Source organism: Thalassobacterium maritimum, assembly GCF_031127805.1.
Taxonomy (GTDB): Bacteria; Verrucomicrobiota; Verrucomicrobiia; order Opitutales; family Coraliomargaritaceae; genus Thalassobacterium; species Thalassobacterium maritimum.
On sequence record NZ_JARXHW010000026.1, the window covers coordinates 42907 to 69012 of the forward strand.

At 47.0% G+C, this 26106-nt stretch carries 23 protein-coding genes; 16 read left to right on the forward strand and 7 right to left on the reverse strand.

What is annotated here, in order from left to right; all coding sequences use genetic code 11:
- Positions 1 to 87: 87 nt before the first annotated feature.
- Entirely contained in the window at positions 88 to 1179 is a 1092-nt protein-coding gene (locus QEH52_RS11845) for a Fic family protein (RefSeq protein WP_308950694.1), read from the reverse strand.
- Between the two features lie 132 nt (positions 1180 to 1311).
- Here QEH52_RS11845 and QEH52_RS11850 point away from each other — a divergent pair, with 132 nt between their 5' ends.
- Positions 1312 to 2289, forward strand: a complete 978-nt coding sequence (locus tag QEH52_RS11850; protein ID WP_308950695.1) for a formylglycine-generating enzyme family protein — start codon at positions 1312 to 1314, stop codon at positions 2287 to 2289.
- 3 nt (positions 2290 to 2292) lie between these two features.
- Here QEH52_RS11850 and QEH52_RS11855 read toward each other — a convergent pair whose 3' ends face one another.
- On the reverse strand, positions 2293 to 3030 hold the full coding sequence (locus QEH52_RS11855) for a 3-methyl-2-oxobutanoate hydroxymethyltransferase (protein ID WP_308950697.1): 738 nt from the start codon (positions 3028 to 3030) through the stop codon (positions 2293 to 2295).
- 179 nt (positions 3031 to 3209) lie between these two features.
- Between QEH52_RS11855 and purH the strand changes: the two genes are divergently transcribed.
- The 12 genes from purH (at position 3210) to QEH52_RS11915 (ending at position 17927) form a co-directional block, all read left to right on the forward strand.
- The gene (gene purH, locus QEH52_RS11860; RefSeq protein ID WP_308950698.1) at positions 3210 to 4760 is read left to right on the forward strand and encodes a bifunctional phosphoribosylaminoimidazolecarboxamide formyltransferase/IMP cyclohydrolase; all 1551 of its coding nucleotides are present in this window, start codon (positions 3210 to 3212) and stop codon (positions 4758 to 4760) included.
- Between the two features lie 277 nt (positions 4761 to 5037).
- Positions 5038 to 6201 (forward strand): outer membrane beta-barrel protein, encoded by a 1164-nt coding sequence (locus QEH52_RS11865; protein ID WP_308950699.1) that lies wholly within the window; start codon positions 5038 to 5040, stop codon positions 6199 to 6201.
- A gap of 4 nt (positions 6202 to 6205) precedes the next feature.
- Entirely contained in the window at positions 6206 to 6823 is a 618-nt protein-coding gene (locus tag QEH52_RS11870; RefSeq protein ID WP_308950701.1) for a polysaccharide biosynthesis/export family protein, read from the forward strand.
- Positions 6824 to 7115: 292 nt separating this feature from the next.
- Positions 7116 to 9362, forward strand: coding sequence for a GumC family protein (locus tag QEH52_RS11875; protein WP_308950703.1), 2247 nt, complete (start codon positions 7116 to 7118; stop codon positions 9360 to 9362).
- Between the two features lie 14 nt (positions 9363 to 9376).
- Positions 9377 to 10264 carry a hypothetical protein gene (locus QEH52_RS11880; protein WP_308950705.1) on the forward strand — a complete coding sequence of 296 codons (888 nt, stop codon included), beginning with the start codon at positions 9377 to 9379 and terminating at the stop codon, positions 10262 to 10264.
- A 3-nt stretch (positions 10265 to 10267) separates the two neighbouring features.
- Entirely contained in the window at positions 10268 to 11635 is a 1368-nt protein-coding gene (locus QEH52_RS11885; protein ID WP_308950707.1) for a lipopolysaccharide biosynthesis protein, read from the forward strand.
- A 2-nt stretch (positions 11636 to 11637) separates the two neighbouring features.
- Entirely contained in the window at positions 11638 to 12702 is a 1065-nt protein-coding gene (locus QEH52_RS11890; protein ID WP_308950708.1) for a glycosyltransferase family 4 protein, read from the forward strand.
- 249 nt (positions 12703 to 12951) lie between these two features.
- Entirely contained in the window at positions 12952 to 13926 is a 975-nt protein-coding gene (locus tag QEH52_RS11895) for an O-antigen ligase family protein (RefSeq protein WP_308950709.1), read from the forward strand.
- 53 nt (positions 13927 to 13979) lie between these two features.
- Positions 13980 to 14912, forward strand: a complete 933-nt coding sequence (locus QEH52_RS11900; RefSeq protein ID WP_308950711.1) for a hypothetical protein — start codon at positions 13980 to 13982, stop codon at positions 14910 to 14912.
- 22 nt (positions 14913 to 14934) lie between these two features.
- The gene (locus tag QEH52_RS11905) at positions 14935 to 16119 is read left to right on the forward strand and encodes a glycosyltransferase family protein (RefSeq protein ID WP_308950712.1); all 1185 of its coding nucleotides are present in this window, start codon (positions 14935 to 14937) and stop codon (positions 16117 to 16119) included.
- Between the two features lie 48 nt (positions 16120 to 16167).
- Complete coding sequence (locus QEH52_RS11910; protein ID WP_308950713.1) at positions 16168 to 16725, forward strand: WcaF family extracellular polysaccharide biosynthesis acetyltransferase; 558 nt, start codon at positions 16168 to 16170, stop codon at positions 16723 to 16725.
- A gap of 5 nt (positions 16726 to 16730) precedes the next feature.
- The gene (locus QEH52_RS11915) at positions 16731 to 17927 is read left to right on the forward strand and encodes a glycosyltransferase family 4 protein (protein ID WP_308950715.1); all 1197 of its coding nucleotides are present in this window, start codon (positions 16731 to 16733) and stop codon (positions 17925 to 17927) included.
- On the opposite strand, the gene QEH52_RS11920 is transcribed toward QEH52_RS11915, so the two are convergent.
- Positions 17928 to 19106, reverse strand: coding sequence for an O-antigen ligase family protein (locus QEH52_RS11920; RefSeq protein ID WP_308950716.1), 1179 nt, complete (start codon positions 19104 to 19106; stop codon positions 17928 to 17930).
- A 512-nt stretch (positions 19107 to 19618) separates the two neighbouring features.
- Here QEH52_RS11920 and QEH52_RS11925 point away from each other — a divergent pair.
- From QEH52_RS11925 to QEH52_RS11935, 3 genes are all read left to right on the forward strand, one after another.
- The gene (locus QEH52_RS11925; RefSeq protein WP_308950717.1) at positions 19619 to 21106 is read left to right on the forward strand and encodes a sugar transferase; all 1488 of its coding nucleotides are present in this window, start codon (positions 19619 to 19621) and stop codon (positions 21104 to 21106) included.
- 13 nt (positions 21107 to 21119) lie between these two features.
- The gene (locus tag QEH52_RS11930) at positions 21120 to 21770 is read left to right on the forward strand and encodes a hypothetical protein (protein ID WP_308950719.1); all 651 of its coding nucleotides are present in this window, start codon (positions 21120 to 21122) and stop codon (positions 21768 to 21770) included.
- Between the two features lie 881 nt (positions 21771 to 22651).
- Positions 22652 to 23296, forward strand: coding sequence for a class I SAM-dependent methyltransferase (locus QEH52_RS11935; protein ID WP_308950721.1), 645 nt, complete (start codon positions 22652 to 22654; stop codon positions 23294 to 23296).
- Positions 23297 to 23689: 393 nt separating this feature from the next.
- Here the strand turns inward: QEH52_RS11935 and QEH52_RS11940 are convergent, their stop codons facing one another.
- The 4 genes from QEH52_RS11940 to QEH52_RS11955 all read right to left on the reverse strand — a co-directional run bounded on the left by QEH52_RS11940 (position 23690) and on the right by QEH52_RS11955 (position 25890).
- Positions 23690 to 23956 carry a hypothetical protein gene (locus tag QEH52_RS11940; RefSeq protein WP_308950723.1) on the reverse strand — a complete coding sequence of 89 codons (267 nt, stop codon included), beginning with the start codon at positions 23954 to 23956 and terminating at the stop codon, positions 23690 to 23692.
- A 400-nt stretch (positions 23957 to 24356) separates the two neighbouring features.
- Positions 24357 to 25049: a hypothetical protein gene (locus QEH52_RS11945; protein WP_308950725.1), complete on the reverse strand. Its 693-nt coding sequence runs from the start codon at positions 25047 to 25049 to the stop codon at positions 24357 to 24359.
- Between the two features lie 141 nt (positions 25050 to 25190).
- Positions 25191 to 25598, reverse strand: a complete 408-nt coding sequence (locus QEH52_RS11950; RefSeq protein WP_308950727.1) for a hypothetical protein — start codon at positions 25596 to 25598, stop codon at positions 25191 to 25193.
- A 166-nt stretch (positions 25599 to 25764) separates the two neighbouring features.
- A complete protein-coding gene (locus tag QEH52_RS11955) occupies positions 25765 to 25890 on the reverse strand; it encodes a hypothetical protein (protein ID WP_308950728.1) in 126 nt (41 codons plus the stop codon).
- Positions 25891 to 26106: the final 216 nt, after the last annotated feature.

The window sequence follows — 26106 nt, forward strand, 5'->3', positions numbered from 1 at the left end:
TTAGTGTGAGTTAGGGGCGCTCTTGCCAAGCTGCAAATTCTCGCGGACGTAAGCGGTAGCGTGCGATATTACCTTCGTGTAGGCTGTTTAATTCGACCTGGATGACTTGTATGAATTGTGCTCGAGCATCTGGAGCCAGCTCGTGTGCAAAGGCCTCGATACTTGAGCTGGCCTCTGCTTGGGAGTGATTTTGCTGCACGATTTCGCGCACGCAGGCGTGGATGATGTGCCGATGCTGTAGGCGAAAAGGGTCTGGCTCGCCGAGCGTTTCGCGCACGGCCGAGCAGCGCATTGCCGAGCGTTTGTAGGCCACACAAAAACCTCGCGCAGGTATTCGATCCGATTGAGCTCGTAGACTCCGAGAATCGCATGCACGTAATCACTTTGTGGCACATCTACGAAAGAGAGTGGACACAGATTGTGCCGGACGAGTGGGATGTTGGCTGCCAGGCGCGAGACTCGTTTGTTGACGTCTTCAAAGGCCTGCAAATACGGTAGATGCACCATCGCAAAGAAGGCCTGTTCGAAGGGGTTCTCGATCGCTTCAGCTTTTTCTAAAAACACATTGAAGCGCTCCTTGATGCGGAGATGACCTTCAGGCGGGTAATACACCGAGGCAGCAATGCCGACCGAGCGCTCGCGAATACGACCACAGCTATCAGGATCTGGCATCAGATTATCGGCGAGCAGCGCATGGAGGTTGCAAATGGTGTAGTGGTTGAAGCCGATTTCGTCGACTTGATCTGCCAAGAGTTCGATCGCTGCTTTGTGATTGAGTAGCATTTGTGCTTCCACCGTCGCCTTGCCATCGGAAGCTTCACCCAGTTCCAATAGACGCTGTGCCTCTAGGATTGAGTAGGTGTTGCCCTCAAGCCGGCTGGAGTTCCAAGACAGGTCGATCAACCAACGATCAAGAACTTTGCGCACATAGGTGCCCGCAGGTAATTGACTGGCCCCAACGTGGCCTTCCTGCGCGAGATCTTGGCGGATGGATTCACTCAAGTAAGCGCTTTGATTCGGCTGGTAATCGTCTAAAAAAGCGTCCTTGTAGCCGACGGGGTCCCTTTGCCGCTGCGGGCGCGTGACCTGTGCGCGAATTTGTTTTGCCACCGCAGAGAGCGAAATGCCTGCGTCTTCTGCCAGCTGTGTCTGCCATTTGCTGATCTCGCTGGCGGCCACATGGTAGCGACGGCTGCGACCTTCCCCCTTCGCTTTTAGGTGACCGGATTCGAGTAGGCCATCTTTTTGCGCGATTATGAAAGTCGACGGTTTGGCTTGATCTCAGTTGCAGCAGTTCTGTTAATTGTGACTATGAGTGAAGCTAAAAAGGGATGCTGTGCGCCTCAGCGCAGTTCGGGTGCTGCGGCCCCCGTGATTGATTTACGATCGGCGGAGGGCGCTGCCAAGTTAGGATCGACTCAGGGCATGGTGCGCGTTCAAGGCGGTCAATTTAAGATTGGTTACGAAGGTCCTGGTGCGTGGGTGGCTGATGGCGAAGGCCCCGTGCGAACGATTACACTCGATACTTATTGGCTGGATCAAACTGCCGTCACCAATGCTCAGTTTGCGGAATTTGTAGCCGCAACCGGCTATGTCACCGAGTCGGAGAAATTTGGCTGGGCCTATGTCTTTATCGGGCAGCTTTCGAACTCAAAGCAACGCAAGCTTCGCGAAACAAAGACCGTGCAGGGCTTGCAGTGGTGGTATGCCATCGACGGGGCCTATTGGCGTAAGCCTGAGGGGCCTGGCTCCAATATTAAGAAACGCATGGACCACCCCGTAGTGAGTGTCTCTTGGAATGACGCGCTGGCTTATGCGCATTGGGCAGGCAAACGTCTGCCCACCGAGGCGGAGTGGGAAGTGGCCGCACGTGGTCCCGATAACGTACAAACGATGTATCCATGGGGCAGCGAACTGGAACCAGGCGGGAAGCATCGTTGCAACGTGTGGCAGGGGGACTTCCCACATGTCAATTCAGAGGCAGATGGCTATGCGTGGACGGCTCCGGTCACCGCATATCGTAAATATGAGAGCGGATTTTATAACCTGCTCGGCAATGTTTGGGAGTGGTGTGCCGATTGGTTTCATCCCAGCTGGCATGCGAAAGAAAGCGAGGCCACTCGTATCAATCCCACGGGGCCCAGTAGCGGCGAGAGCCGCGTGATGAAAGGCGGCTCCTTCTTGTGTCACGAGAGTTATTGCAATCGCTATCGTCTTGGGGCCCGCACCGCCAATACGCCTGATTCCGCCACTACGAATTTAGGCTTTCGCTGTGCCCGGGATGCGTAAGTGCTAGTCCGCAATTAAGCGGATGTAGGCCTTGACCGCTTCGGTCTGGGCAGCGTGTGCATCGCATTGGCGAAACGCGTGCTTATAGACTCGTGTTTCAAGGCCGATTAGATCGTGCCAAACTTGCACTTGTCCGTCGCAGTGGAGGCCAGCTCCGATACCGATGACTGGGATCTTGAGTGCTTGGCTGACGCGCTGGGCCACTAGGCCCGGCACTAGCTCCAAAATCACACCGACCGCCCCGGCTGCTTCCAGTTTCAAGCATTCGTCCACGAGTCGTTCGGCAGATTCGTCGTCTTTGGCTTGCATCGATGGCTTTTCAATCAGCTGCGGGGTAAAGCCCAAATGGGCCCAACCATCCACTTCAGATTGGGCCAGCGCCTCAAAGACCTCCGGTTTGAAGCCTTCCACTTTCACGCCATCGACGCCGTCTTGTCGCAATTGATCGGCGGCGTCCATGATGCTGGCGAGGCTGCTGGAAGCCGCAAAAGGAATGTCAGCCAACAAATACGAACGCTCGACTCCGCGTGCGACAGCACGCACATGGTGGCGCATCTCTTCCAGACTCAGGTCGTTCTGGTGGGCGTACCCCAGCACATTGGTCGCCAAGCTGTCGCCTACGAAGATCACGTCGATGCCGCAGGCGTCTTGTATCTTGGCTGACGGGTAATCGTAGCACGTTAGCATCGATATTTTGATGCCGTCATGTTTGAGTTGGCTAAATGTGGATGCCTGCTTCATGTTAGTGGGATACCTTTTATCGCTTAAGAGATCAAGCCACGCAGAATATTTTGTGAGCGGATGGCAATTTAAAATCACCTGCGGCCTCAGCATTATTTTTTCTAAAACGCTTGGCGAATCTCGCGTAGGCCCTTTAATCCGCTGCTTCACTTTCTATTTTCTAATCAACTCGTCATATTATGCAAAAAAACGCACTCCTCTCCGTCAGCGATAAATCAGGCCTTGTGCCCTTCGCTAAAGCTCTGGTTGAGCAACACGGCTACCGCCTGCTTTCCACTGGTGGCACCGCAAAGTTGCTTGAGCAAGAGGGCATCCCTGTCACCGAGGTCAGTGACTACACTGGCTTCCCGGAAATGATGGAAGGGCGTGTCAAGACACTGCACCCTAAGATCCACGGTGGACTATTGGCGCGCCGCGACAAAGAGGATCATATGGCTGCAGCTGCAGAGCACGGCATTGAAATGATCGATCTAGTAGTGGTGAATCTTTACCCCTTCGAAGAGACTGTTGCCAAGCCCGACGTTACTTTTGAGCTCGCGATCGAGAACATCGACATCGGTGGTCCCTCCATGCTGCGTTCCGCGGCTAAGAACCACGCCTCCGTCTCTGTGGTGGTCGATGCCGCTGATTACGATCGCGTGCTTGCAGCCATGAGCGACGAAGCCGCGCTGCTCAAACTACGCCGCGAGCTAGCGCTCAAGGTCTTCCAGCGCACCTCCTCTTACGATGGTGCCATTGCCGCCTATCTCGAAGCGCAGGTCGCGGAAGCCCCCGATCTTGGTGAAATTTCCGGCATCCCTGCCAAGTTGGATTTGCAACTACCACAGGTGCAAAGCTTACGCTACGGTGAAAACCCACACCAAAAGGCTGCACTTTACGGCAACTTCTTTGATTGCTTCGAGCAGCTACAAGGCAAGGAGCTCAGCTTTAACAATATCATCGATATCACCGCCGCCACATACCTGATCGGCGAATTCCAAAAGCCTACCGTTGCCATCCTCAAGCACACGAATCCATGTGGTGTCGCTTCGGCCGAAACACTTGTAGAAGCCTGGGAGCAAGCCTTTGTGACCGACCAACAAGCTCCTTTCGGTGGCATTATCGTAGTTAATCAGACCATGGATGCCGACCTCGCTGCGATCATTAGTAAGATCTTCTGTGAAGTCATCATCGCGCCTGACTTTACGCCCGCCGCCCGCGAAATCTTTGCTAAGAAGAAGAATCTGCGCCTGATGACTGTAAAGGGCAGCCTGCCCGCAGACTCCCTGCAAGAGATGCGCTCGGTGGTCGGTGGTGTTCTGATGCAAGACCGCGACACCATGCCCGATCGCCCCAGCGACTGGAAGATCGTTTCCAAACGTCAGCCTAGCGACGAAGAGATGCGCGCTATGATCTTCGGTTGGAACGTCGTCAAGCACGTCAAGTCCAACGCCATCGTATACGCAGGTTGCGAACGCACCCTAGGCGTCGGCGCGGGGCAAATGTCGCGTGTCGATAGCTCTAAGATCGCCGTTTGGAAAGCGGGCGAAGCCGGGCTACCACTTGAAGGTTCCATCGTGGCCTCCGACGCCTTCTTCCCCTTTGCCGACGGCCTAATCGCCGCAGCCGAAGCCGGTGCCGTGGCTGCGATCCAGCCCGGCGGCTCCGTGCGCGACGACGAAGTGATCGCTGCCGCTGACGAGCGTAATATGGTGATGGTCTTCACCGGCAAGCGCCACTTTAAGCACTAGAAATCAGGCAGTAGAGTAGGCCGGTTGCAGGTCGCGCTCATTAGCACTTTTCAAGACCGAGTGGTGACACTCGGTCTTTTTTTTCGAAATGCCATAATGACTCTTGAGCTTTTGTGGGCTACGATTCCGTCGACACACGTATTTTCGAGAAGTTTGAGCCAGTTCAGCTTTTGGATAGTATCAAATTTTTGATGTGTGAAAAAATGGTCGAATCGCTAATCTGGCATGATAAGTGGTTATTCATTCTAAAATCTTTTACGCTCTAGTGGATAAGCTAATGTTTAACTCGGATGATATTATGAATGTAGGTTCTAAAAACTCTTTATATGTGTTATTGATGCTGTCTGGCGCATACTTAAATGCTGAAGTTTCTCTTGGTGACAGTGGCGCATTGGCTTTGGGATTAGATACCAAAGTTGAATCGACGTCAAACGCGACGCTTTCCAGTGCCGAGACCTCCGATACTATTTTTTCTGCGCTACCAAGCGTTAAATTTAGATCGGACGCCGGGGCGGTTTCAATTGATGCTTTTGTGGGAGTCGAGCTTTTACGTTATGATCGATTGGATAATAACGATTCTGAAAACTTTAAGAGTGGGGTGACCGTCGTATTTCCAGACGAGATGGCGGGAGAGAATTATTCATTGGTCCTAAATGCGGGCTTCAACCAGAATACCAGTGCCACCTCTGCTTTGCAGCAAGTGACTGAAACCGAGGACTTATCGCTTTCAGCCTTAGGGACTTATTATATTAGTGAATATGTGTCGTTACGCTCTGGGGTCACTTATCTTAATAGCGAATCTAAGACGGCAGGCTTTGCGGATCTCGAAACCTATGAAGTTCCATTTGCAGTGTATTATAAATACGACGAGACGCTTAACTTAGGTTTAGGCTACCGTTATAGAAACACTGAAGTTTCCGAGGTTACACCCGCCGCCAATAGCGATGATCACGCCGTGTTCTTTGCTATCGAAGATTTGCTTTCACCTTTGGTGCAGTATGAAATAAATGTTGGTTATCAGTACCGTGAATTTGATAGTCAATCCAACTTCGATGATGAGGGAGCTGCCTTTGCACAAGCCATGTTGACGTGGTTTATCGCTGATCGCTCACGTTTACTTGCTTCGATTGGTAATGATTACGGGACTTCGGCTGCGAATCAATCGAGTGAGACTTTTTTCACCGAATTGACGCTGCAGCACGAATACGATGAGCGCTTATCCGCCGCCATTGGCATGCGATATGAGGAAGTGGATTATGAGCAAGCAGTTGGCAGTCGTTCGGATGATGAATTAGCGTTCTATGTCAGCGGAGATTATCAACTGGTGGAAGATCGTTGGCTTTTACGTGGTCGTTTAAGCTATGCAGATCACAGTTCGGATGCTGTGACGGCTCAGTATGATGTCATTCATGCAAGTATCGCATGCATTTTAGTATTTTAGTTCAATGTTTCGTATATTCACATTCATAGTGCTCGCGTATAGTGCGAACGTCTGTTCGGCACTCAATGCAGAAAACTCTCAGTCTGTCGGCCATACTTATTTACTGTCGCCCTTTGATAAGCTAATTATCTCTGTCTATGGTCAGGATGACTTGCAAAGTGAGCAGCGCATTTCCGATCAAGGGGCGATCTCAATGCCTTTGCTGGGCGATGTGACTATTGGAGGCTTGCCAGTTTTTGAAGCCCAGAAATTGCTGGAAGAAGCCTTTGTAAATCAACGCTATTTAGTGAAGCCAGTGGTGACGATCAGTATTGAAGAGTTCTCGCCTAAAGTCGTCACGGTGCTAGGAGAAGTCGAGAGTCCAGGGTCCATCGTGATCCCCCAGGGCCGCAATGGGATTCCTATTCAAATTGCGATCGCCCAAGCCGGGGGCTTTACTGGTGCTGCACAAAAGGCTGACGTAAAGGTGACACGCACTCTCACGGGGGCCGGGCAGACCGATGAGGTCTCATTCGATGTGGATGTTGCGGCCATTCTTCAAGCCAGTGGTAAATCTAAAGCCGAACAGCTCTTTCTCGCCTTACCGGACGATATTATCTTCGTCCCACGTCGTCTGTTTTAGCGGGTTCTTTCGTTAGACAACACTTAAATATTTAGGAGTCACTGAGTGATTTCTGTCTTCCATTGTTTCACAGCGGATTGCTTACCCTATCTGTGTCCGCTGATTCATCTGCCCTAAAGTTATCACTCCACCATGTGGACATTCATTCATAACAAAGTCAGTCAGATTGGTTTTTCCGGATTTTCCAGAATACGACCAATGGCGGTAGCGTTTTAGGAAACTAGCGACCGGCGATACGACAGGTATAGAACAAAAAAAGGCCGTTAGGTTTGCACAGTTTAATTTTTTAACAATGAAAGAGAAAAATTCTCCACAGCAAGGCAATGTTCCGAACGCAAGTAGTTCGATACAATTTATCTCAATTATGGACCTCTTTCATATCATCCGGCAGCGCTGGATTTTGGGTTCGAGTTTCGGTATCGTTGTGGCGGCGCTCTTTGCCTTTTATTTTCTTAACCAAACCCCTCAATACGAGGCCGAGGCTTCGATGGTCGTGGAGCTCAATACCGACAACGTTGTGAATGTTCAGGAAGTCGTTGAGAGTGGTGTGCAAAATAGTAGTCTGCTCGAAACCGCAATGAATACGCATATCGCTCGGCTAAGGAGCCGAACCTTGGCGCAAATTGTAGTCGATTCGTTGGACGCTGATCAGGTCGAGCGCCTCATGCTCGCTGTTGTAGGCCCGGTTGAAGGGCGGGATCCTGAAGTCGAGCTGCCCGATCCTGCGAGCCTTTTGACTGAAGATATTCTGCGCATCAGTTGGCTTCCAGACTCGCAGGTTTTGAGTGTGCGGATTAAGTTAGCTGACCGTCACATGGCTAAGCTTATCGCGGATCGCTATGTGAATCGCTATATTCGTTTGCAATCGGAGCTTCGTGGGCAGTCCACGGATATTGCAGTGAACTTTCTTGATGAGCAGACGGTGGAGCTGCGCGATCGTTTGGAAAAAGAAGAAGGGGCTTTGCAGAAATATCGTGCTGAAAACGATCTGGTAACTGTTGAGCAGAATCAGTTGATTGTTACGGAGCGCCTAAGTGAGTTGAGTTCTGCGATTACCAAGACGCGGCTACGCTTGCTGGGAGTTGAAAGTCGTTTGAGTCAGATCGGCTCCGCTGGCGAAGATTTAGACTTACTCATGAATATTGCACTGATAGGCGGTCGTGAGAATGTCACTGAAATCTATACTGAGCTGCAACGTTTAAGAAAGGAGGAGCAAGTGCTGTCTAAGACCTACCTTGAGAGGCATCCAAAGATGGTTGAAAATGCGGCCTCCCAAGAGGCTGTCACGGCTGCGTTGTGGACTGCGATCAATCAGGCGCGCAGTGAATTCAAAGGAGAGCAGCAAGCCGTTACCGAGGAGCTTGCAAGCCTTGAAACTAAGTATTACGAAGCCGAGCAGGAAGCTCGTCGGCTGGAAAGTTTATCAATTGAGTATCGCGTGCTTTCGCGTAAGGTTGAAGCGCAACGCGATATTTTCGATCGAGTGACTTCACGGTTCAATGAAACCAGCATCGCGCAGCAGATGAATTTGACCACGATTCGAATTTTGGATTTAGCGGCTTTGCCGAAGCATGCGGTTTGGCCAGATAAGAAAAAAATTGGTCTAGCTTCGGTCATGTTATGTGGTTTCTTCTTTGTTGGTGTGCCTTTTGGAATTGAGTTTCTAGACAATCGCCTTCGGACATTTTCAGATATTGAGCGATTCGTCGGCAAGCCTGTCCTGGGGGATGTGCGTTTAATAAAAGGTAAGTCTGACGTTGAAATCGCTGAGCTAGCGCAAACTAAGGATGATCTGTTAGGGGAGGCGTTTGCTTCAATCTATGGAAGCTTGCGCTTGAGCTTGGGCCAATTCCCGTCACCGCTCTCATTAGTCGTGACCAGTTCCGTGCCCTCCGAAGGAAAGTCAGTCATCGCCTCTAATTTGGCAGCGGAGCTGGCCGCACATGGAATGAAAACCATCGTGGTGGACTGCGACCTGCGTCGCCCCAGTCAGCACCGTTACCATAATCTTGAGAATAAACAGGGACTGATTGAATGGTTGCATTCAGGTGCGCCAGTCGCCGAGGATCTATTTGCTGACGAGAAACTCGGAGTCCAAAAATTAGGAGAGAGTGGCAAGCTCTTCTTATTAAGCTCCGGTGGGTCGACCACGCATGCCAGCGCGGTACTCGAAGATAAGCGAATGGATACCTTGGTCTCTCGACTGAAGCAGGAATTCGAGCTTATTATTTTCGATACCCCGCCCGTTGGCGTTTTTCACGATGCGACGTTGGTAGCTGACTATGCAGACCATTGTCTCTTCGTCGCTCGTCAGAATGAAACTACACGCCAAAAGACACGACATTCTGTGGCTCAAATGGATCGTTCGAAGGCACCCGTCCTCGGTGTTGTCTTTAATGGAGTGAAGGACTTACGTCTTGCTGCTGGCTATGGTAGTGCGGCTGATTATGGATACGAAAGCTATAGTTATCGTTACCAGTATGGATATGGTAAGCACGAGGATCAGTATCAGAAGGATTATGCCTCAGGGGGAGCTTGATAGTTTGAGACGGTTTGAGTGGTTTTAATAAAATTGAACGTCTAGGATTTATTAGATTATTTATGGTTGATCAAAGAGATCATAACTCAGTTTTTGTATGCTATGGAGATGGTGTATTTCTGCAACCCCGTGACCAAATCGTCCGAGATGCGGAAGGGCTTGGCATTTTTGATGCCATAGAGGTTTGGGATCGAGCGCGTTTGATGGAGACGCCTGAATACCGGAGTTTGGATAAGAATATTAAGGATCATACTGGAAGTATGTATTTCTGGTGGAAACCATTCATTATTCGTAAGGCTCTAGAGGATGTTGCTCCAGGTGGTTTGGTTTTCTATTCGGACTCTGGTCGGTACGATGGTGGTTTTAGACTTTCCACCGGAGCCAAGTATTTGATCGAAGAATTCCGCTCTTCTGGGTTTACGGGTGTTTTAGTTCCACAGTTTGGTTCGAATCAGCAGTGGACACGAAAAGAATGTTTTGAACAGATGGACTGTAACACTTCTAAATATCGTAACTCTCCTCAAATTCAGGCCACTTTCTCAATGTGGATTAAAAGTGAATCCACAATGGCTGCGATTACTGAATGGGAAAATTGTTGCCGCGATTTCAATTTAGTAGGAGATGTGGGAGAAGATCGAAAACAGTTTCAAAGTTCATCGTTTAAGGCCCACCGACATGATCAAAGTATTTTGACTCTGGTTTCTTTGAAGCATCAACTCAATTATCTGACTCTTGGGGAGGAACTTACACATCAATGCTTGAAGTATCTGGGTCGAGTAAAAGAAGTTAATGTTGAATTTAAAAAAACCGAATTTGTGGCTGAGGCTCATGCCACTCAGCGAGTATTGATGCCGCTTGCTCTTAAATACATGAGGCGAAAATTAAAGCTGCAGGAAATCTAAGTAGTGATTTTAAGTCGTTTAAAAAGTTTTAAGGCTAGTCGAGATGGGCGAATCGCATTGTCAGTGCTGACTGCGTTTGGCTCAAAATTCGGTGGCGCCGCGCTTCAATTGTTTGCTCTGCCTTTAGTTGTCCGGTCTTTAGGTGTCCAGGATTTTGCAATATTCGCCTTGTCGAGTTCAATTCTTGCTTTCTTTATGTTTTCAAATCTGGGAATTGGGGGATATCTTGTTGTCCTGCTTCCTAGCGCGCGAAAAAGCAGCGGAAGAGAGGTTTCTGCAATACTCTCAAATGCGCTTGTAACAACAATTTCAGTAGGACTTGTATTCATTTTCTTATTGTATGGATATTGTAGGATTTACGGACTTTCTGAAGTTTTTGGCGGCGTCTATGATTACGCACCTGAATTAGTTGTAGACGTATTATGCTTGGTATTATTTTTTGGCCTGTTGCAGTTAATGATTTCGATTTTCATTTCTGCACAAAATGCCTATCAGGAACTGTACTATAACAACGTATATGGCGGTCTCGGTTCATTTGCCTCGGCGGTGAGTATACTGATATACTATAACGTAAATCCTTCGGGGAATGTGATTGCATATCTATTAGCCTTTTATTTGCCATCTTTATTCTTCCAGATACTGAGTAGTATTCATTTTGTGATAAGGCATCCGGAGACATGTCCTCGTTTTGACGGTATGCGTCCTTCTCTTGTTCGGAGTATGATCTTTGGTGGTGGGGCTTTTGTTATTGCACAAACTGTATTGCCATTAGTTATTCGGGAAGTTCCAAAACTCACATTCGCGAGCGAAGGAGCCCTTGTGGATGTTACAACCTATTCGTTGCTGATGGTCCTGCTTTCGATTTTAGGAGGAATTACCCTTTCTCTCACTCAGCCGATGTTCGGTAGTCTGTCGGATGCGTGGACTTCGGGGGACTTTTTGTGGGCAATTAGGAGAGTCGTCCAAATCACACTTCTATTTGTTGGAATGGGAGTTGTGCTCGCGCTCATTGGTAAAATTTATGGTGAAGCATTAACTACAGCCTGGGTCGGAGCGGAGGCTGCAATCTCGAACCATATCATGTTTCTTTTTGGGTGCTATTTTTCCATAAATTGTATTTTTCACATTTTTACACTATCTTTATTCGTTATGAAGTTAAAGACCGCATGTGTTTTGGTGAACTTATCTACGGCAGTGGTATTTTGCTTGTTACTTCCATTTGCAGTTTCGAGAGGTGTTGATGGGGTTCTTGTTGTGGGACTACTTAGCGTTGGTGGAGTCGGTGTTCCATTATCATTGTTATACTTCTATAAGTCACTTAAAGGATTTTTGGTAGATGAGGCTGCTCTAACTTCGCTTGATTTGAATTAAGTATGTCAATTTGTATCGTAGATTTTAATGCTGGGGGGCATCACTTGTTTTATACCAGTTGTATCAGTGATCTGCCCTCGATTACTGGTTTTGTCGGTGACTCGAAGCATTTACGGAATTTTGCTGAACGTTCAAAGGGAATGTCGATCACTGTATCGGATGATCCTCCTAAGACGCATCGTTTGCGCATAGATATGCTGAAAAAGCATATCCGAGACCATGGTGCTCCTTCAGAGTTCTTTCTGATGGAAGCAGATCAGCTGGATATTCCAGTGTTTTTAAGGCTCATTTTCGGTTTAGGGGCATCTGTTTCAAGAGTTTCGATCGGTGGTATTTGGTTTCGTTCAAATTTCATGTATCGCTCTTCGCTCATTAGCCAAGCTAAAGGGGCTTGCTCGCGTTGGCTTCTTACTAGATGGGTAAAGGATACCGAGCGGTTGTTTTTTCTCGATGATTTACTGGCGAGGTCTATTGCCCATTCCGTATCATTGAAACCCTGCGATTACTGGGCGAAAGAGCCATATCCATCTGAAGTTCTCCAAGAGTATCAGGGCATGAGAGCGGTTCCTACGCTGTTATTTATTGGAGCACATGGCAAGAGAAAGGGGACTGCTTGGGCCTTGAATGCCTTGGTGCAGCATCCTCTCCCTTTTGAGTATCGTATTCATGTCGCAGGTGTATTGCAAGATCCTGATATTGAGGTGGCCTTGTTGCGAATTGAAGCACTGGGTGTGGAGGTGATCTTAGATAATCGTTTTTTAAGCGAATCTGACTATCGGTCAGCGTATGAAAATGCTGATGTTGTGATGTTACCTTATATAGATTTTGGAGGTAGTTCAGGCGTGCTTATGGATGCTGCATCGTATCAAAAGCCGGTCGTAGCGACTGATTATGGCTTAATCGGGCGTGCCGTCTGTGAGACGAAATGTGGCAGAGTTTTTACTTTGAATTCAGTGGATAGTTTTATTGAAGCTGTTTCTGAAGTGGTGGCTAAACCTGTAGATGAGCAGTCTTTTTCTAGGGTTCAGTCCAGGTGTTCGGTCGAACAGTTTAGAGGTTTATTTTAGCAGGTTTATAATGAAGCTGAATACGGAGGTATACTAATGCACTACACTTCTATAGTATTTTATTGCTTGGTTGGAATTTTGATTAGTCCATCTCTTTCGGCATTCCTTCCTTCCTCAACTCGTCCATTAATACTATCTCTAATCTTATTAACTTTGTTGATTGCGACCGTTCTGGAGCTCCGTCGCTCGGGCTATATGATCGGCTCTCGCATCTTAGCCTTATCGCTGAGTCTAGTTTTGCTGAGTGTCGTGAGTATCATCAATGCTCAGGTTGGATTTGATTTCCGGTACTTTTATCTACTTGGAAAGTGTGGTGTGTTCTTTGTGGCTGCTTATGAATTTGGAAAACATGGTTTAGATCTAAGTAGAATAAATATACTGATCTATATTGCTACTGTCGTTGCGTGCCTTTCAGTCATCGGATTGTTTATGTCAGGCGGTATCTCTGCCGGCGAGCGTTATAATTTCGATCAAGACTCATTTTCTGCTGTCGGCTTAGCTATCAATTATTCGGCAGTGTTTTTACTTATGTTGTTTGCTGCTATTCGTGGAGTTGGTTTAGGAGCTTTCATAGCTTTTATTGCATCAATGACGTCAGCATGTATCGTTGTTTTTACTGCTTCACGCGGAGCAATTATTGCGGCAGGTGTTTCCGCGCTATTATTGTCTATCATAAACTATCGTCGTGTATCTGGATGCCAGGCCGTCATTATATTTTTAGGTAGCATATTTGTATATGTTGGTACGCCTTTAAAGAATCAGTTACAATATGTCTTTAAGCGTTTTACCTATAGCGAAGGACAATTGGGAGGCTTTTCATCGGGTCGAGACACAATTTTAGCGAACTATTACCACTCGTGGATGGATACTGCTCGTTCTGTTATGTTTGGGATAGCTGACTATGATGTGGGTCATTACCCTCACAATATAGTAATCGAAATACTCATTCGGTTTGGTGCATTTGGCGCCGGTCTATCGTTTCTATTCCTACTACTGTTTGCTCTAGATTTCTATCGTAATAGATGTGAAATTATATCTTCAAGCTTGGGGCAATTACTGTGTGTGTTATTCTTTTACTCATTGGTTTTATCTATGTTCAATTCTAGCCTAGAGCAGAATTTTATTTTGTTTTTTTCTGTCGGAGGTCTTGCAGGCCTATTTGATGCTAATGCGAGTGGAGACATTAAAGATGTTAAAAGTCCTCATTGTTCGAGAGTGGTTTGATTCAATGTAATTTTAATTTGAATACGTATGAGTCCTAAAAAATTCCAAATTTCATGAAGATACTCGATCGCTTACCCGTTCTTGTCACTGCGTATAATCGGCCTGATAAGGTTCAATTAGTGCTGGAACAGCTGTCTCGCATTGATTTTGTTGATGTATTCATCGCATTTGATGGACCTAAAAATTCAGGTGAATCCGTTGCTGTTGCTTCAGCACGTGAAGTCGCTCGTAAATATATCGTAGACGAATCCAGGATTTTATACTCAGAAAAAAACCTAGGTTGTAGGTATGCTATGACTAAAGCGATTGATTGGTTTTTTGAGCAAGTTGAATTTGGTGTTATCAATGAGGATGATGTTATTATTGATTCTACATATTTTGATGCGATGCGAGTTATGCTTCCAGCATACGCTGATTCAAATGAAGTATTTTTAATCAATTCTTTTGTTACTCCTCGACAAGGTTTAGCTAAGCCTTTTTTTAAAGGTGAATTTATCAGTTCATGGGGGTGGGCAACTTGGCGTAATCGTTGGTCCTTATATGATGATTCTCTAATGTGTGAGGCAGTCACTTTTAAATCATTGCGAGCTCGTTTTCCTAGCGTTTCGAATGCAATTTATTTTTACCTAGCATTTAAATTATGTAAGCAAGGCAAAATGTCATCATGGGCTTATCGTTGGGTGGCTACTGTTTGGTCCCATGATGGTATTTCATTAACTCCGACTTCTAGTTTATCGCAGTCTATCGGAATTACTCCTGACGCTACCCACACTTCTAAAGAAACGCACCTATTGTTGAAGAAGGATTCGATCAATCAGGATGATCTATTAAACGTGTGTGTAGTTTTAGGGCCTGACCGTTTGCGTGATGATCGTATCCTTTCCTATATTTCAGGTTCTACCAATTTTATTAAGCTGTTGCGAATGATGGTCTCTTGTTGTGTTCCCAATCCTTTGTTTTTTAGGATTAGAAGGCAGCTTCGTTAGGAGTCGTTAACGAATACAAGTTATGAGAATTGGTATTGTAGTCAGTAATTTTAGATATCCACCTTCAGAAGGTATCGAGGTGCAGCTTATTGATTTAGTTAATTATTTTCGCGCGGAGGGGCACGAGGTAGATATTATTGCGCTTGAATCTCGTGGCGCGGAAACATGTAAGAAAAAGATATTTTCACTCGGAGATGGGGTTCTGTTTAAGACGAGATTTTCGTATAAAATCCAGGCAATGATATCAATTATTCATCTTCTTACAGGAGGAGTCTCTGTGAGTTTCTTTCCGCGAGATCGTGAGATTCGTGCTCGTGTCCGAAAATGGCTAAATAACAAGGATTCCATTTACATACAAGGCGTTGCGTTAGCATGGATTCCGTCGCTAATCAGGTCTAATCATATTGTATGGGGGCCAGTAGATGCATATTCTCTACGATCTATTCGCATTGCGAAATATCTCAAGTTTACCGGGATTTATAAGAGATTACTCTCAAGTATAGAAAAGAGAGCTTGCTTATTCCTTGAGTCGAGGGCTATCCGATCCTCAAAGTATACTTATGTTTGTGGTTTTGAGGATGCCCGGTTCTTGTCTTTAATGCATCGCTCCAATTCCATACGCTCTATTCCATTGTTGGGGATGGCGGACGTTATCAATTCGAGTGAAATAAAAAGATATACGAATCGGCGAGTTGTTCTTTGGGCTGATTTTCGCATCAACTACTTGTTCCGCTCTGGATTAAAGTGTCTTGATGTGTTATCGGAATCATGCCAGAAAATTGGGTTAGAGTTGATTATATTAGGGCAGGGCAGCGCAGATTTATGCCGTGAATTCGGTGAAAATCGTGCTCCAGTTCATTTTTTGGAATGGGTTGAAGACTTGGATTCATACCTATCTGAATCAGTTGCGATTGTTTTACCTGATGAAGTTGGCACGGGAATCAAAAATCGGGCAATATATGCGATGGGATCTGGTTGTGTTGTTCTGGGGAAGTCGGCAGCTTTCCAATCGATCCCGGCAATTAGTAGGAGTCATTGTATTCAGTTGAATTCTTGGTCTAAATTGGAGGATGAGCTCAACTATATTTTGGATTCTTTTAGCGAGTCTGCCCGGATTCGATCAAATGCTGCCCTTTTAATCGAGGACTACAACTCGAGCAGTAAAATTATAAAATCGTGGGAGCAGTTATTGAGCCCTACCAACTGATTTAAACTTGAACTTGTGGTATTTTGTAGAATATCTCCTTTTTCTTAAATGAATTCCTTAGTGCGACAGGACCTGGTGGATCATGATCCAATGGTTGTTACTGGTGGGCGACCAAGAGCCTGGGTAATCAGTTGGTATTTGATGAAGATAGCATTTGTTTCTTGTGCATTACCTTGGCCCGGGAAGTTGAAATGCTTTCTTCTTCGGAAGTTTGGAGCAACCGTGGGCGAAAATCTGTTGCTGAAGCCGAAGGTTAATATCCATCTTCCGTGGCAACTAGAGATCGGCGATCACACTTGGATTGGCGAGGAGGTTTTTATTCTTAACTTCAGTGCAGTAACCATTGGGTCTCATTGTTGTATTTCACAGCGCGCTTTTTTATGCACTGGCAATCATGATTTTAGAGATCCTTCGATGCCGTTTCGAAATGCGCCGATCACCGTTAAGGATGGCGCTTGGGTCGGAGCTCAAAGTTTCATTGCGCCTGGCGTTACAATTGGAACAGATGCGGTGATCACTGCAGGCTCTGTTGTGTTAGAAGACATGCCGGATAATATGATTTGTTCAGGTAATCCTTGTCGTCCGATTAAGCCACGTTGGAAGTAATTATTTTGAAAATATTTTTTCACGATTTTGGAGATTATCCTTTGTTCTTTTCGTTTACTGCTGAATTGGCACGTAGACATGAACATGTGACGCATGCCTATGTTGAATTGCTATCGGTGGATCGGTCAGGCAGCTTGGCGGTTTCTGAACCTTGCTACGAAGTTAAGCGACTGCAGATGCCTGGTGATTATCAAGCGGTGAAATACTCTTTTTTTAAGCGATTTAACTTGGAAGCCCGTTATGCGCGTGTCGCTGCAACTGCTGTCGTTGAAGCCGAACCGGATCTGGTCCTCTCGGCAAATGCACCTACGCATGTACAGTCTGCTTTACAGCAGGCTGCGCGTGAGAGCGGCGCTCGATTTATTTGCTGGACGCAGGACTTCTATTGCGAAGCGGTTCGAAGTATCTTGCATAAAAAGTTCGGTCCGCTGGGGGGATTGATTGGAAATGTTTTTCATTTCTGGGAGCGCCGGCAGATTCGTCAGTGTGATGGAGTTCTTGTGATCACCGAAGGCTTTCGCCAACAATTACATGAGTGGGGCTACCCGGATGATCAGGTGGAAGTTATGGCGAATTGGGCACCGATTGAATCACTGCCAGTTCTTGCGCAGGAGAATGACTGGTCGCGTGAGCATGGCTTGGTCGGCAAATTCTGTTTCTTGTATTCGGGGACGATGGGCTTGAAGCACAATCCAGAGTTATTATTACAATGTGCGGAACGCTATGCCCGGGATCCGAGTGTGCGAATTGTTGTTGTTGCCGAGGGAACTGGAGCAGACTATCTGCGTGAGCAACTGACTCGACCTGAATTGAATGGCTGCTTAATTGTGTTACCCATGCAAGCTGCGGCCCGAGTGCCGGAAGTTCTGGCTACAGCGAGTGTCTTAATTGCGACTTTAGAGCCAGAGGCTAGTCATATTTGTGTTCCCTCTAAGGTGTTAACTTATTTATGCGCAGCGCGTCCTTTGTTGTTGTCCGTGGCTGATAAAAATCTTGCCGCTGAAACTGTAAGGACAGGCCAGGCGGGCTTTACTGCAGCCCCCGATCGTGCCGACCTTTTTATGAGTGCAGCGGATCGCTTGCGTCAAGACGAGGCGCTATGTCGTGAGTTAGGAGCGAACGCGCGTCGTTACGCTGAAGCGAGCTTTCAGATTGAAAGGATTGTCGATCAGTTTGAACGTTTTATGGGGCGTGTGCTTTAGCTACTTATGTTGTTTCGCCTGCAAGGCGTAACTCACGCTGCTTGCGCCGATCAGTAGTGTGCCCATGGCAATTGCGGGCGCGGCGAGTGCCATATCAAAACTTGCCGCGATCATGACCGCACACGTAGCGCTCAAAAGCCAAGGGCTGATTTTATTCAGCCACTTGGCTTTTTTGTGGCTGCCTATTAGCAGACATACGAAGGGGCTGAGCAGTAGCAGGCTGCCCACTAGGCCCATTTCAGCGAGTGCCTGCAGGTAGTCATTGTGGGTAAATTCGTAAGCGATGGGGTAGGCTGCATTTATTTCGTAGAATTCGGGGCCCGCATAAATCGGGTGGATGTGGATGAAGCTTCCAATGCCCCATCCCCAGTAGGGGCGATCTCTAAACATGCTCCAGCAGTCTCGGTAGAGCGCGAGACGCTTGACGTCATGAAAGTTGCCATGCTTTGCGGCTTCGATCTGACTGTGACTGCGTTGCTGCGCTCGAATAATTTGAGGCTTGGCGACTTGATAGAGTCCTAGTCCAGTGAGTATGAGTAGACATAATGTGATACTCAGAGCGAGTTTTGTTCCGTGCTTATGTAGGGGGCGTGTGATTGATAGTATGAATGCAATCATCAAGGGGATCGCAACTAAGCTAGCTCCTCGAGCTTCAGCCAGCGGTATGCTGATAAGTATCACTAAGATGAGTAGGGCGATGCCAATGCTCTTTTCGGGGAGATGTCCGCTGTGTTTCTCTTTGGCGTACGTGTTGTGGAAGAGCGCCATCCCGCATCCAGCGGCTAATAGTGCGAAGTAAGCCCAGTGGTTCTTGTAAAAGAATGTTGCGTAGGCTGCGGGTTCACGCAATTCGATTAGCCAAAGGAATTCTCTACTGCCGGTGAGTTTCATTAATCCGCCTATAACCGCAAGTGCTGCACCAGAGAGAAAGATCGCTGCGAGGCAATGGCGGATTTGCTGACGGGGACTGCCAGTATAGATGAGGTTAAGCGTCATGAGTTGCAGTCCAATTAGAAATTGAAGGAAGAGACGGCTGCGCTCAGGGTTGGGGGTGGTCGGCCATGCGATATTATACTCTAACGGCAGTAGAGGGCTGAAGAGATTGTTGTATATTGTTGCGAAGTTCGGGTTAAATAGTGCATGGGTAAAAAGGATGTCAAAGAGTAGCCAGGGAGCCATCACCAGACCTCCCCAAAATATTGGACCATGCCCGTGACGTGTCGCTCTGGTCTTTACTAAATGAGCGACGAGTGGTAGGGCATTCAAGCTGAGCAATAGTGAACCCCATTCGTATGCCCAGTCGTGTCGACCGCCATTAGCAAGGGCTAGTGCTATTAGAATACATGTATTAAATATAACCATAGGTCGTGCTCCGACTGAATTTTACTTCTAGAAGTCGGATTTCGGTTTGTATGTCGAACTAAATACTGGATGCCTAGTGTGCACTGTATTGCATGCTATTGAGCTGATTGATTGCACTAGCTATTCTTTTTGAGCGCTTTTGTCTAATATTGCGAAATTAGGTGGTAGGGGAAGTGCGTGGCATAGTTTGTGCTCGTTTCTTCGGTAAGTAAATTAACTAATAATCGGGATTAGTGGCAAGCGATGGGGGGAGGCACATTTTAGTGTTTTTATTTTTCCTACGTTAGCAATTAACTAACTAAATAACTTGATACAAACGCTACAAAGTTATGGAGATAAAATCTAAGAATCACAGTCAAAGTTTGACATTTGATACATTGGAGTCACGAGCAATGGCTCGTGAGCGTCGTTATACAAAGCTCCAGTTGTTAACAACTGCTTTATTGTTGGGGGATGCTGGCATTGTTATCGTTAGCTTATTGGTCGGTTTTCAATTGCGTTTCAATACAATTTTGAGCAAGTTAGGAATGGATGCTAGCTTTGACTCGACATCTGCGTACATGCCTCAGTTTTTCTTGGCATTTGCCTTAATGATGGGGGCATTAGTGGTGAACGATCACTATGGTCGTGTGAACTTTCTTCGTCCTACTTACTCCGCGTGGAGATTGATGCGCCCTATCTTGGCATGGGCATGTGTGCTATTGTTGGTATCATTGACCTTAAGAGTTGAACCATCTATTTCACGTATGTTCGTGATTTGCACGACAATCGTACTGTTATGCTTGATGCCTACTTGGAGGTACTTGTTTACACGGCATTTTGTTCAGAGGTATTTCTTGGATGCAGTCAGGCGGAACACTTTGGTCATTGGTTGGAATCCACGAGTGCAGCAGCTCACGGAGCGCGCTGAAGCTAAAGGAGGTAGTTTTCCTTTTTCAGTGAAGGGCATCATTACGAACAGTCAGTCGGTGGATATCAGTGGACTTCCAGCAGCGATTCCGAGCTGGCAGATCGAAAGCGGGTTCGAACAAGTGATTATTAATGGAGATTATGATACTGTTCTTCTTTCGAATTCAGGTATGAACTATGAACAAAAGAAAGAGATTCAGCAATTGTGTGCTCGTGAAATGTTGGATTTTATTGTCATGCCAAATCACATTGCGACTTTGACGCGTTGTCTGCATGTGGAGACGATTCAAGGGATTCCCTTGTTAACGCAAGCGCGGCGCCCATTGGATCATATTGGAAACGCTTTGCTGAAGCGTTGTTGGGATATCGTGGGCAGCCTGTTTGGACTTGTGATGTTTGCTCCAGTGATTGCATTTTTCTGTTGGCGTGTAAGACGAGAATCTCCTGGGCCAGTCTTTTACCGGCAGACTCGTGTGGGGCGCAATGGTCAACCATTTAAGATTATTAAGATTCGCTCAATGCGGCTGGATGCAGAAGAACAGACGGGTGCAAAATGGTGTGTCGAGAATGACCCACGTCGATTGAAAGTGGGGGCATTCATGCGGCGAATGAATATTGATGAGTTGCCTCAGTTTTGGAATGTGCTTAAGGGGGAGATGAGTCTAGTCGGACCACGCCCCGAGCGTCCTGAGTTGATTGAAGGGTTTAAATCAGAAATCGATTATTACAATCTGCGTCATACGATTAAACCCGGGCTAACTGGATGGGCGCAAGTTAATGGTTGGCGAGGAGATACTAGTTTAGTGTCACGTATTGGCTGTGATATTGAGTATATTGAGAGAGCAAGTGTGTGGTTCGATTTCTATATCATGCTGCGCACTTTTATTAACCGCGAGAATGCTTATTAATTAACCTAGAACTATGAAAAATAAATATAAGACCTATCAGATTGTCTTTTTCGTGCTGTTAGCATGGGGATGTGGAGTTGTTGAAGCTGTAGAAGTCGAAACAGAAATACCTGCTGAGTTGAGTGCTGAGGAGCAAGCTGCGATTCAGCAGGCGCTAGAGATGGCACTGATTGCGGCAAGTACGCCAGAAGCTGTGGAAGCAGCGATTGTTCAAGCTCTATCGGCTGGATTACCTTCAACTACTGTGATTTCGGTTGCGTCGGTAGCAGTGGCTAAAAACCCAGTCGTCGCTCAAGTTTCTGTCGCTAATGTTGTCGCCGCAGTCCAATCTTCTGTTGGTGCCGACACGGGGGCTACTGGTGAAGGTGAGTCTGGTGAAAGCCCTAGTGGTGACGAAGCGCCTGGCGGTGACGAAGCGACTGGCGGAGGTGAAACGACTGACGGTGGTGAAACGACAGGCGGTGGTGAAACGACCGGCGGAGGCGAAACGACAGGCGGTGGGGGAGCCACGAGTGGTGGTGCTGAAACGACCGGTGGTGGCGAATCTGGTGCTGCGGGTTCTAGTTCAACAGGTCTTGTTGGAGGAGCGAGCACGAGTGGGGGCAGCGGTTCGATCCCAACGGGGAACACGAACGCTGGTGATACAGGAGCCACATATAATTAATTATCCGCTCGTTCAGATCTGAGGCTTTGAAATAGAGTTATGAGCGTTCGCGTTAAACTCTATGAGTTGCTTCTGGTTGGTTTGGCTGTCCTGATAACAGTAGGCTTGGTACTGTATTTCTCGTTACGCAGTTCACCTGCACTTTCAGAAATTACATGGTTACCGCGTTGGCTTGCCGACTGGGCAGATCGAAACGGGAATTTAAGGACTGGCGTTCCCTATCTAGGGGCAAGCTTTCTGACTTGTTGGTGTATCTCTCTATATCAGCAATTATGCCCGGCTGTAATGATTTCAGCGGGCGTGCGTTACTTTATGCACGTGGTTCTTGGTGCTAGCGTATGGTTTATTCTATTAGTACTGACGGAGTTTATGCAATTATGGATGTCTAAGCGTTGGGCGTGTTGGCAAGATGTCTTCTGGGGAGGCTGCGGGATTCTACTCGGCGTGCTCCTTTGGGGCTGCGTCGCGTGGCTCTGTGTGCGCTTGCGCTGCTCAACTAGAGCGGTTATACTAGTCTAGATTCTCAGAGGAGCCGGTTGCAGGTCGCGCTCATTAGTACTTTTCAAGACCGAGTGGTGACACTCGGTCTTTTGCTGTACCCGTCTCCTGGTTTATCAGTGGATTTGTTTATCCACGCGCATACGAATGCTTATGTCCATTCCCTAGCGCTGTAAAACACTTGCCACTTGTTAACAAGTTTACTTATTCTGTTTTGGGTCGCTTGAAGTTTTACTTATGGTGGCGGTGTTTTAATATATCATTCTCCGTCTATCTCACAGTTATAGTGAGACCTGTCAGTGTGTGGTATGGCAGCTCGTATCTGCGTAAAATGCCCCTCAAAAGTCGGATGGCGTAGCCTAGCCCTAACAACAAATACACTCATGGATCCCAAGACTATTGAAGCTTACGATACACACGCCTCTGTTTTTGCCGCACGTTATCGATCGGGAGATCGTGTCCCCGTCGAACGTCTTAAATTAGCCTTTGGGCATCGTGCGCATATTTTAGATATTGGTGTGGGCAGTGGGGTGGATATGGCGCGTTTTCTGGAAGCAGGCTATGATGTGCGCGGGTTGGAGCCCTCTCAGGTGTTGATGGAGACGGCGCTAGAGCATTTCCCTCGTTTGCAGGGGCGTCTGAGTCAAGGGGCGATCCCACTGCAGGAGGACGAGTTGCTGCAGCGTTGGCAGTCGCATTTCGATGGTATATTTTGTAGTGCGGTCTTGATGCATATCGCGCCCGATCGTCAGCAACTGGCACTTGAAGAGATGTATCGTATGTTAAAGCCCGAGGGGCGACTTCTGCTCACAGTTTCCTCCAATCGCTCAGGCTTGGATGAGCAAGGCCGCGATGAATATCAACGATACTATGCCGAGCTTTCCGAAGAGCGGGTGCTGGAGCTCAGTCAGAACGCTGGCTTTGTGCAGCAACAAACCTGGCACGACGCTGATAAGTGGCACCGTGCCGGTTTGGTTTGGGCTAGCTATCTGTTTGAGAAGCCTAAACTTAAGGCCTCCGTGCGTTGAGTCTCATCCTAGCCTTGATCGACTTTACTAGTAAACAGCTCACGAAATGAGGCACAGAGAGCGGGCCCAGGATCGCGTTCCGAGCGAAGCGACAAGACGCGGCCAGGCCGGAGGAACCGGAACGGACCATCAGGTCAGACCCGGTGTGTAAATGACGCAGTTGTGTCGGGGAGGTGTTTTGGCAACCAGGCAGATCAATGCTTAATAGGGAATGCCCTTCTGCACGGCTTTTCGCTCAATACCCACGAGGTCGTGGGAACTTAATCGAATGTTAATCCGCTTATCTTCTTTGAATGTACGCTCACCAGCAGTTGCCAGGATAGCAAGGAGCTCGCCACTGGCTGACCTACACTAGGATGTTGATCATATTCTATTTTTTTGTGAATGTGGATATTATGTGGTTTGTTTTAGAATAGCAACGACGATACTAACGGCAACCCAGAATCCAACTCCAATCCACATCGTCCACGAGTCAGAGAATGTATAAGTTGTCCCGAGCTTAGTGGGTTTTAAGTTTTCTTTTCTTTTGCTTCTTCTTGGTTCAATTGACAGTTTTCCAAAGCTTAAAATTTTCAAAAGGATCCAACCGGTGAAATAGCAAATTCCATAAATGATGAACTCCCAAAAGAAGAAGCTTAGCAGTCCGATTGATTCTTCCATTTTTTTGATATCGGTGAGGACAGGCAACCCGCCTGATGAGTAGGAAGTCCTGTTGATTTTTAGAGTTTTAGGGGCGGTTTATCGGGTTGTCCTGCTCCGGGTGGTTCTAACATTCATTTTTCTTACTAGCTGTCGTGTCAATATTAGGAGTAAAACACCAACTCCGCACAAATGTGGTGTAATTGAGAGTCCATTTTTTTGAGCATAGATCCACTCGAGAACCAACAGCACCAAAGCTACAGAATAGAATATGGTATCACTCACGGATCCTTCATTCTTCTTTCTGCCTTCTTTTTCTTTAGGAGTAAGAGATGGCTCAGGGGCTGTAAATCTGAAGGTTTTCATTTCTTTCTGCATATCGTGGAGGAGGATTGGCAACCCAGCCCGAGTGATTAGTAGTCTAAGAGGTTGTCGAATTACTGGCGCGTGAGTGGGGTAGACCAGCTCCGTCTGGTTTCGCTCTGTTAGGGTGTTCAACGAGATTAGAATAGATCCTAATCTCAAAATTGTCTGTATCTAAAACTCTGATATACGGTATTTGTTGGCTATCGGTTCTTGGTGAAGCAGAAAAAGAGATACTGTTCGTGCCCTTCGCGAGATTTGGGATTCGCATTCGCTGTTCAGATGTTCCATGTTGCTGGTTACCTGAGAACTCTGAACTGGATTGGATGTATAGTTTCCAGTTTTTGGACGAGAAGAAATCGACTTCAAATTCCTCAGGAGCTAAGGCTATGTATAGGTATGCAGTTCCGCTGTCAGCGGATTCCATACGGTGGTAATAGTCGAATAACTGTTTTTCAGTTTTATTTTTTTTGTCATAGACAAGCCCTTGAATCGCTAGGAAGTGAGTCTTTGCATTGAACGAGTTATAGGAGATTTTATTCTCTTTAATATTAAGGAAGTTTTCGATCTCGCCATGCGTGATCGTGCCCTCAATTTTATAGTTTTTAGTTGGCTCAAAATGGGTCGGCCAAGTCGTTTTTCCTGTAGCTCCAGTTCCCCAAAACGATGATTCTGTTTTAGCTTCTTCAATTTGGTCGCAAGCGCATAATACAAGGAGAGCGCATGACAATAGTGTGAATATGTATTTCATTTTTCGTTTTTAGCGTCGGGTTGGATAAGCGTCCCATTAGCGGTGATAAGCGGTTAAAAAAATACGTCTGATTGGGTTTCGTTTTTAAATTTCATTCCCTGATATCGTCGAGCATGATCTATATCGCGTTAGCGACATTACTCACTGCGATTGGTTCTCGCTTTCATTTTTCAAGGGAAGCTCAATTGGGCGAAACTCGGTATAGGTTGACCAAGTGAAATCCTCCATGTGAAGGATAATCTTTTCATCTTCTAACGGCTTAAATGTATATTCGCCGATAAAAGACTTCTCTCGCACTTCTGTTCTAAGGAGAGCAAGCTTCAGCCTTGAAGCTTTATTCTTATTTTTGATTCCAGTCGGATAGAGTGGAGTAAAGCGAGACAGCTCTATCTCGATAGTCATCTTCATCCATCCCGGCTCTCCTTGATGCTCAAAAGCCTCGAAATGCACCGACTTGAAGAGATTCGGCTCTCCAGTTATCTTCGCTGTTGGTTTGCAGCCGATGACTGCAAACAGGGCAAGAATCCAGCTTAATGTTATTAGTTTCATTTCCTTTCTCTGAGAACGTGGCATCTCAGCCTGTGAGCTCAGTCGTCCTGTTGATTTTTAGAGTTTTACGGGCGGGATAAATGGGTTGTCTGTGCCGACTGGATCAGGACTCGAATGTGTCGGATGCCCTGACCGCTCAACTGCACTCATGCTTCCCGCTTCGCCCCTAGGCTTCGCAGGACACGGCTGCTTTTCCATTCCCGACCTTGTCGGGAGAGACCGCAGCGTAAAGGACCTTGTCCCACGCAGCAGGCTTTATTTTCAATAATTTACGCTTATGATGAGGTTTCATTTTTCGTTATTAGCGTCGGGTTAGATAAGCGGTTAAGAAATACGTCTGATTGGGTTTCGTTTTTAAATTTCATTCCCTGATCGTCAAGAGGTGGCACGGAGTGAGGCACGAACGGAGTTGACCACTCTCGCCTGGGTATGCCCGGCATGTTGATAACCTTATATGGTGAAAGTCCATTGTGAAAGACCTGAATAACAAATCAATCACTAGAGAAGC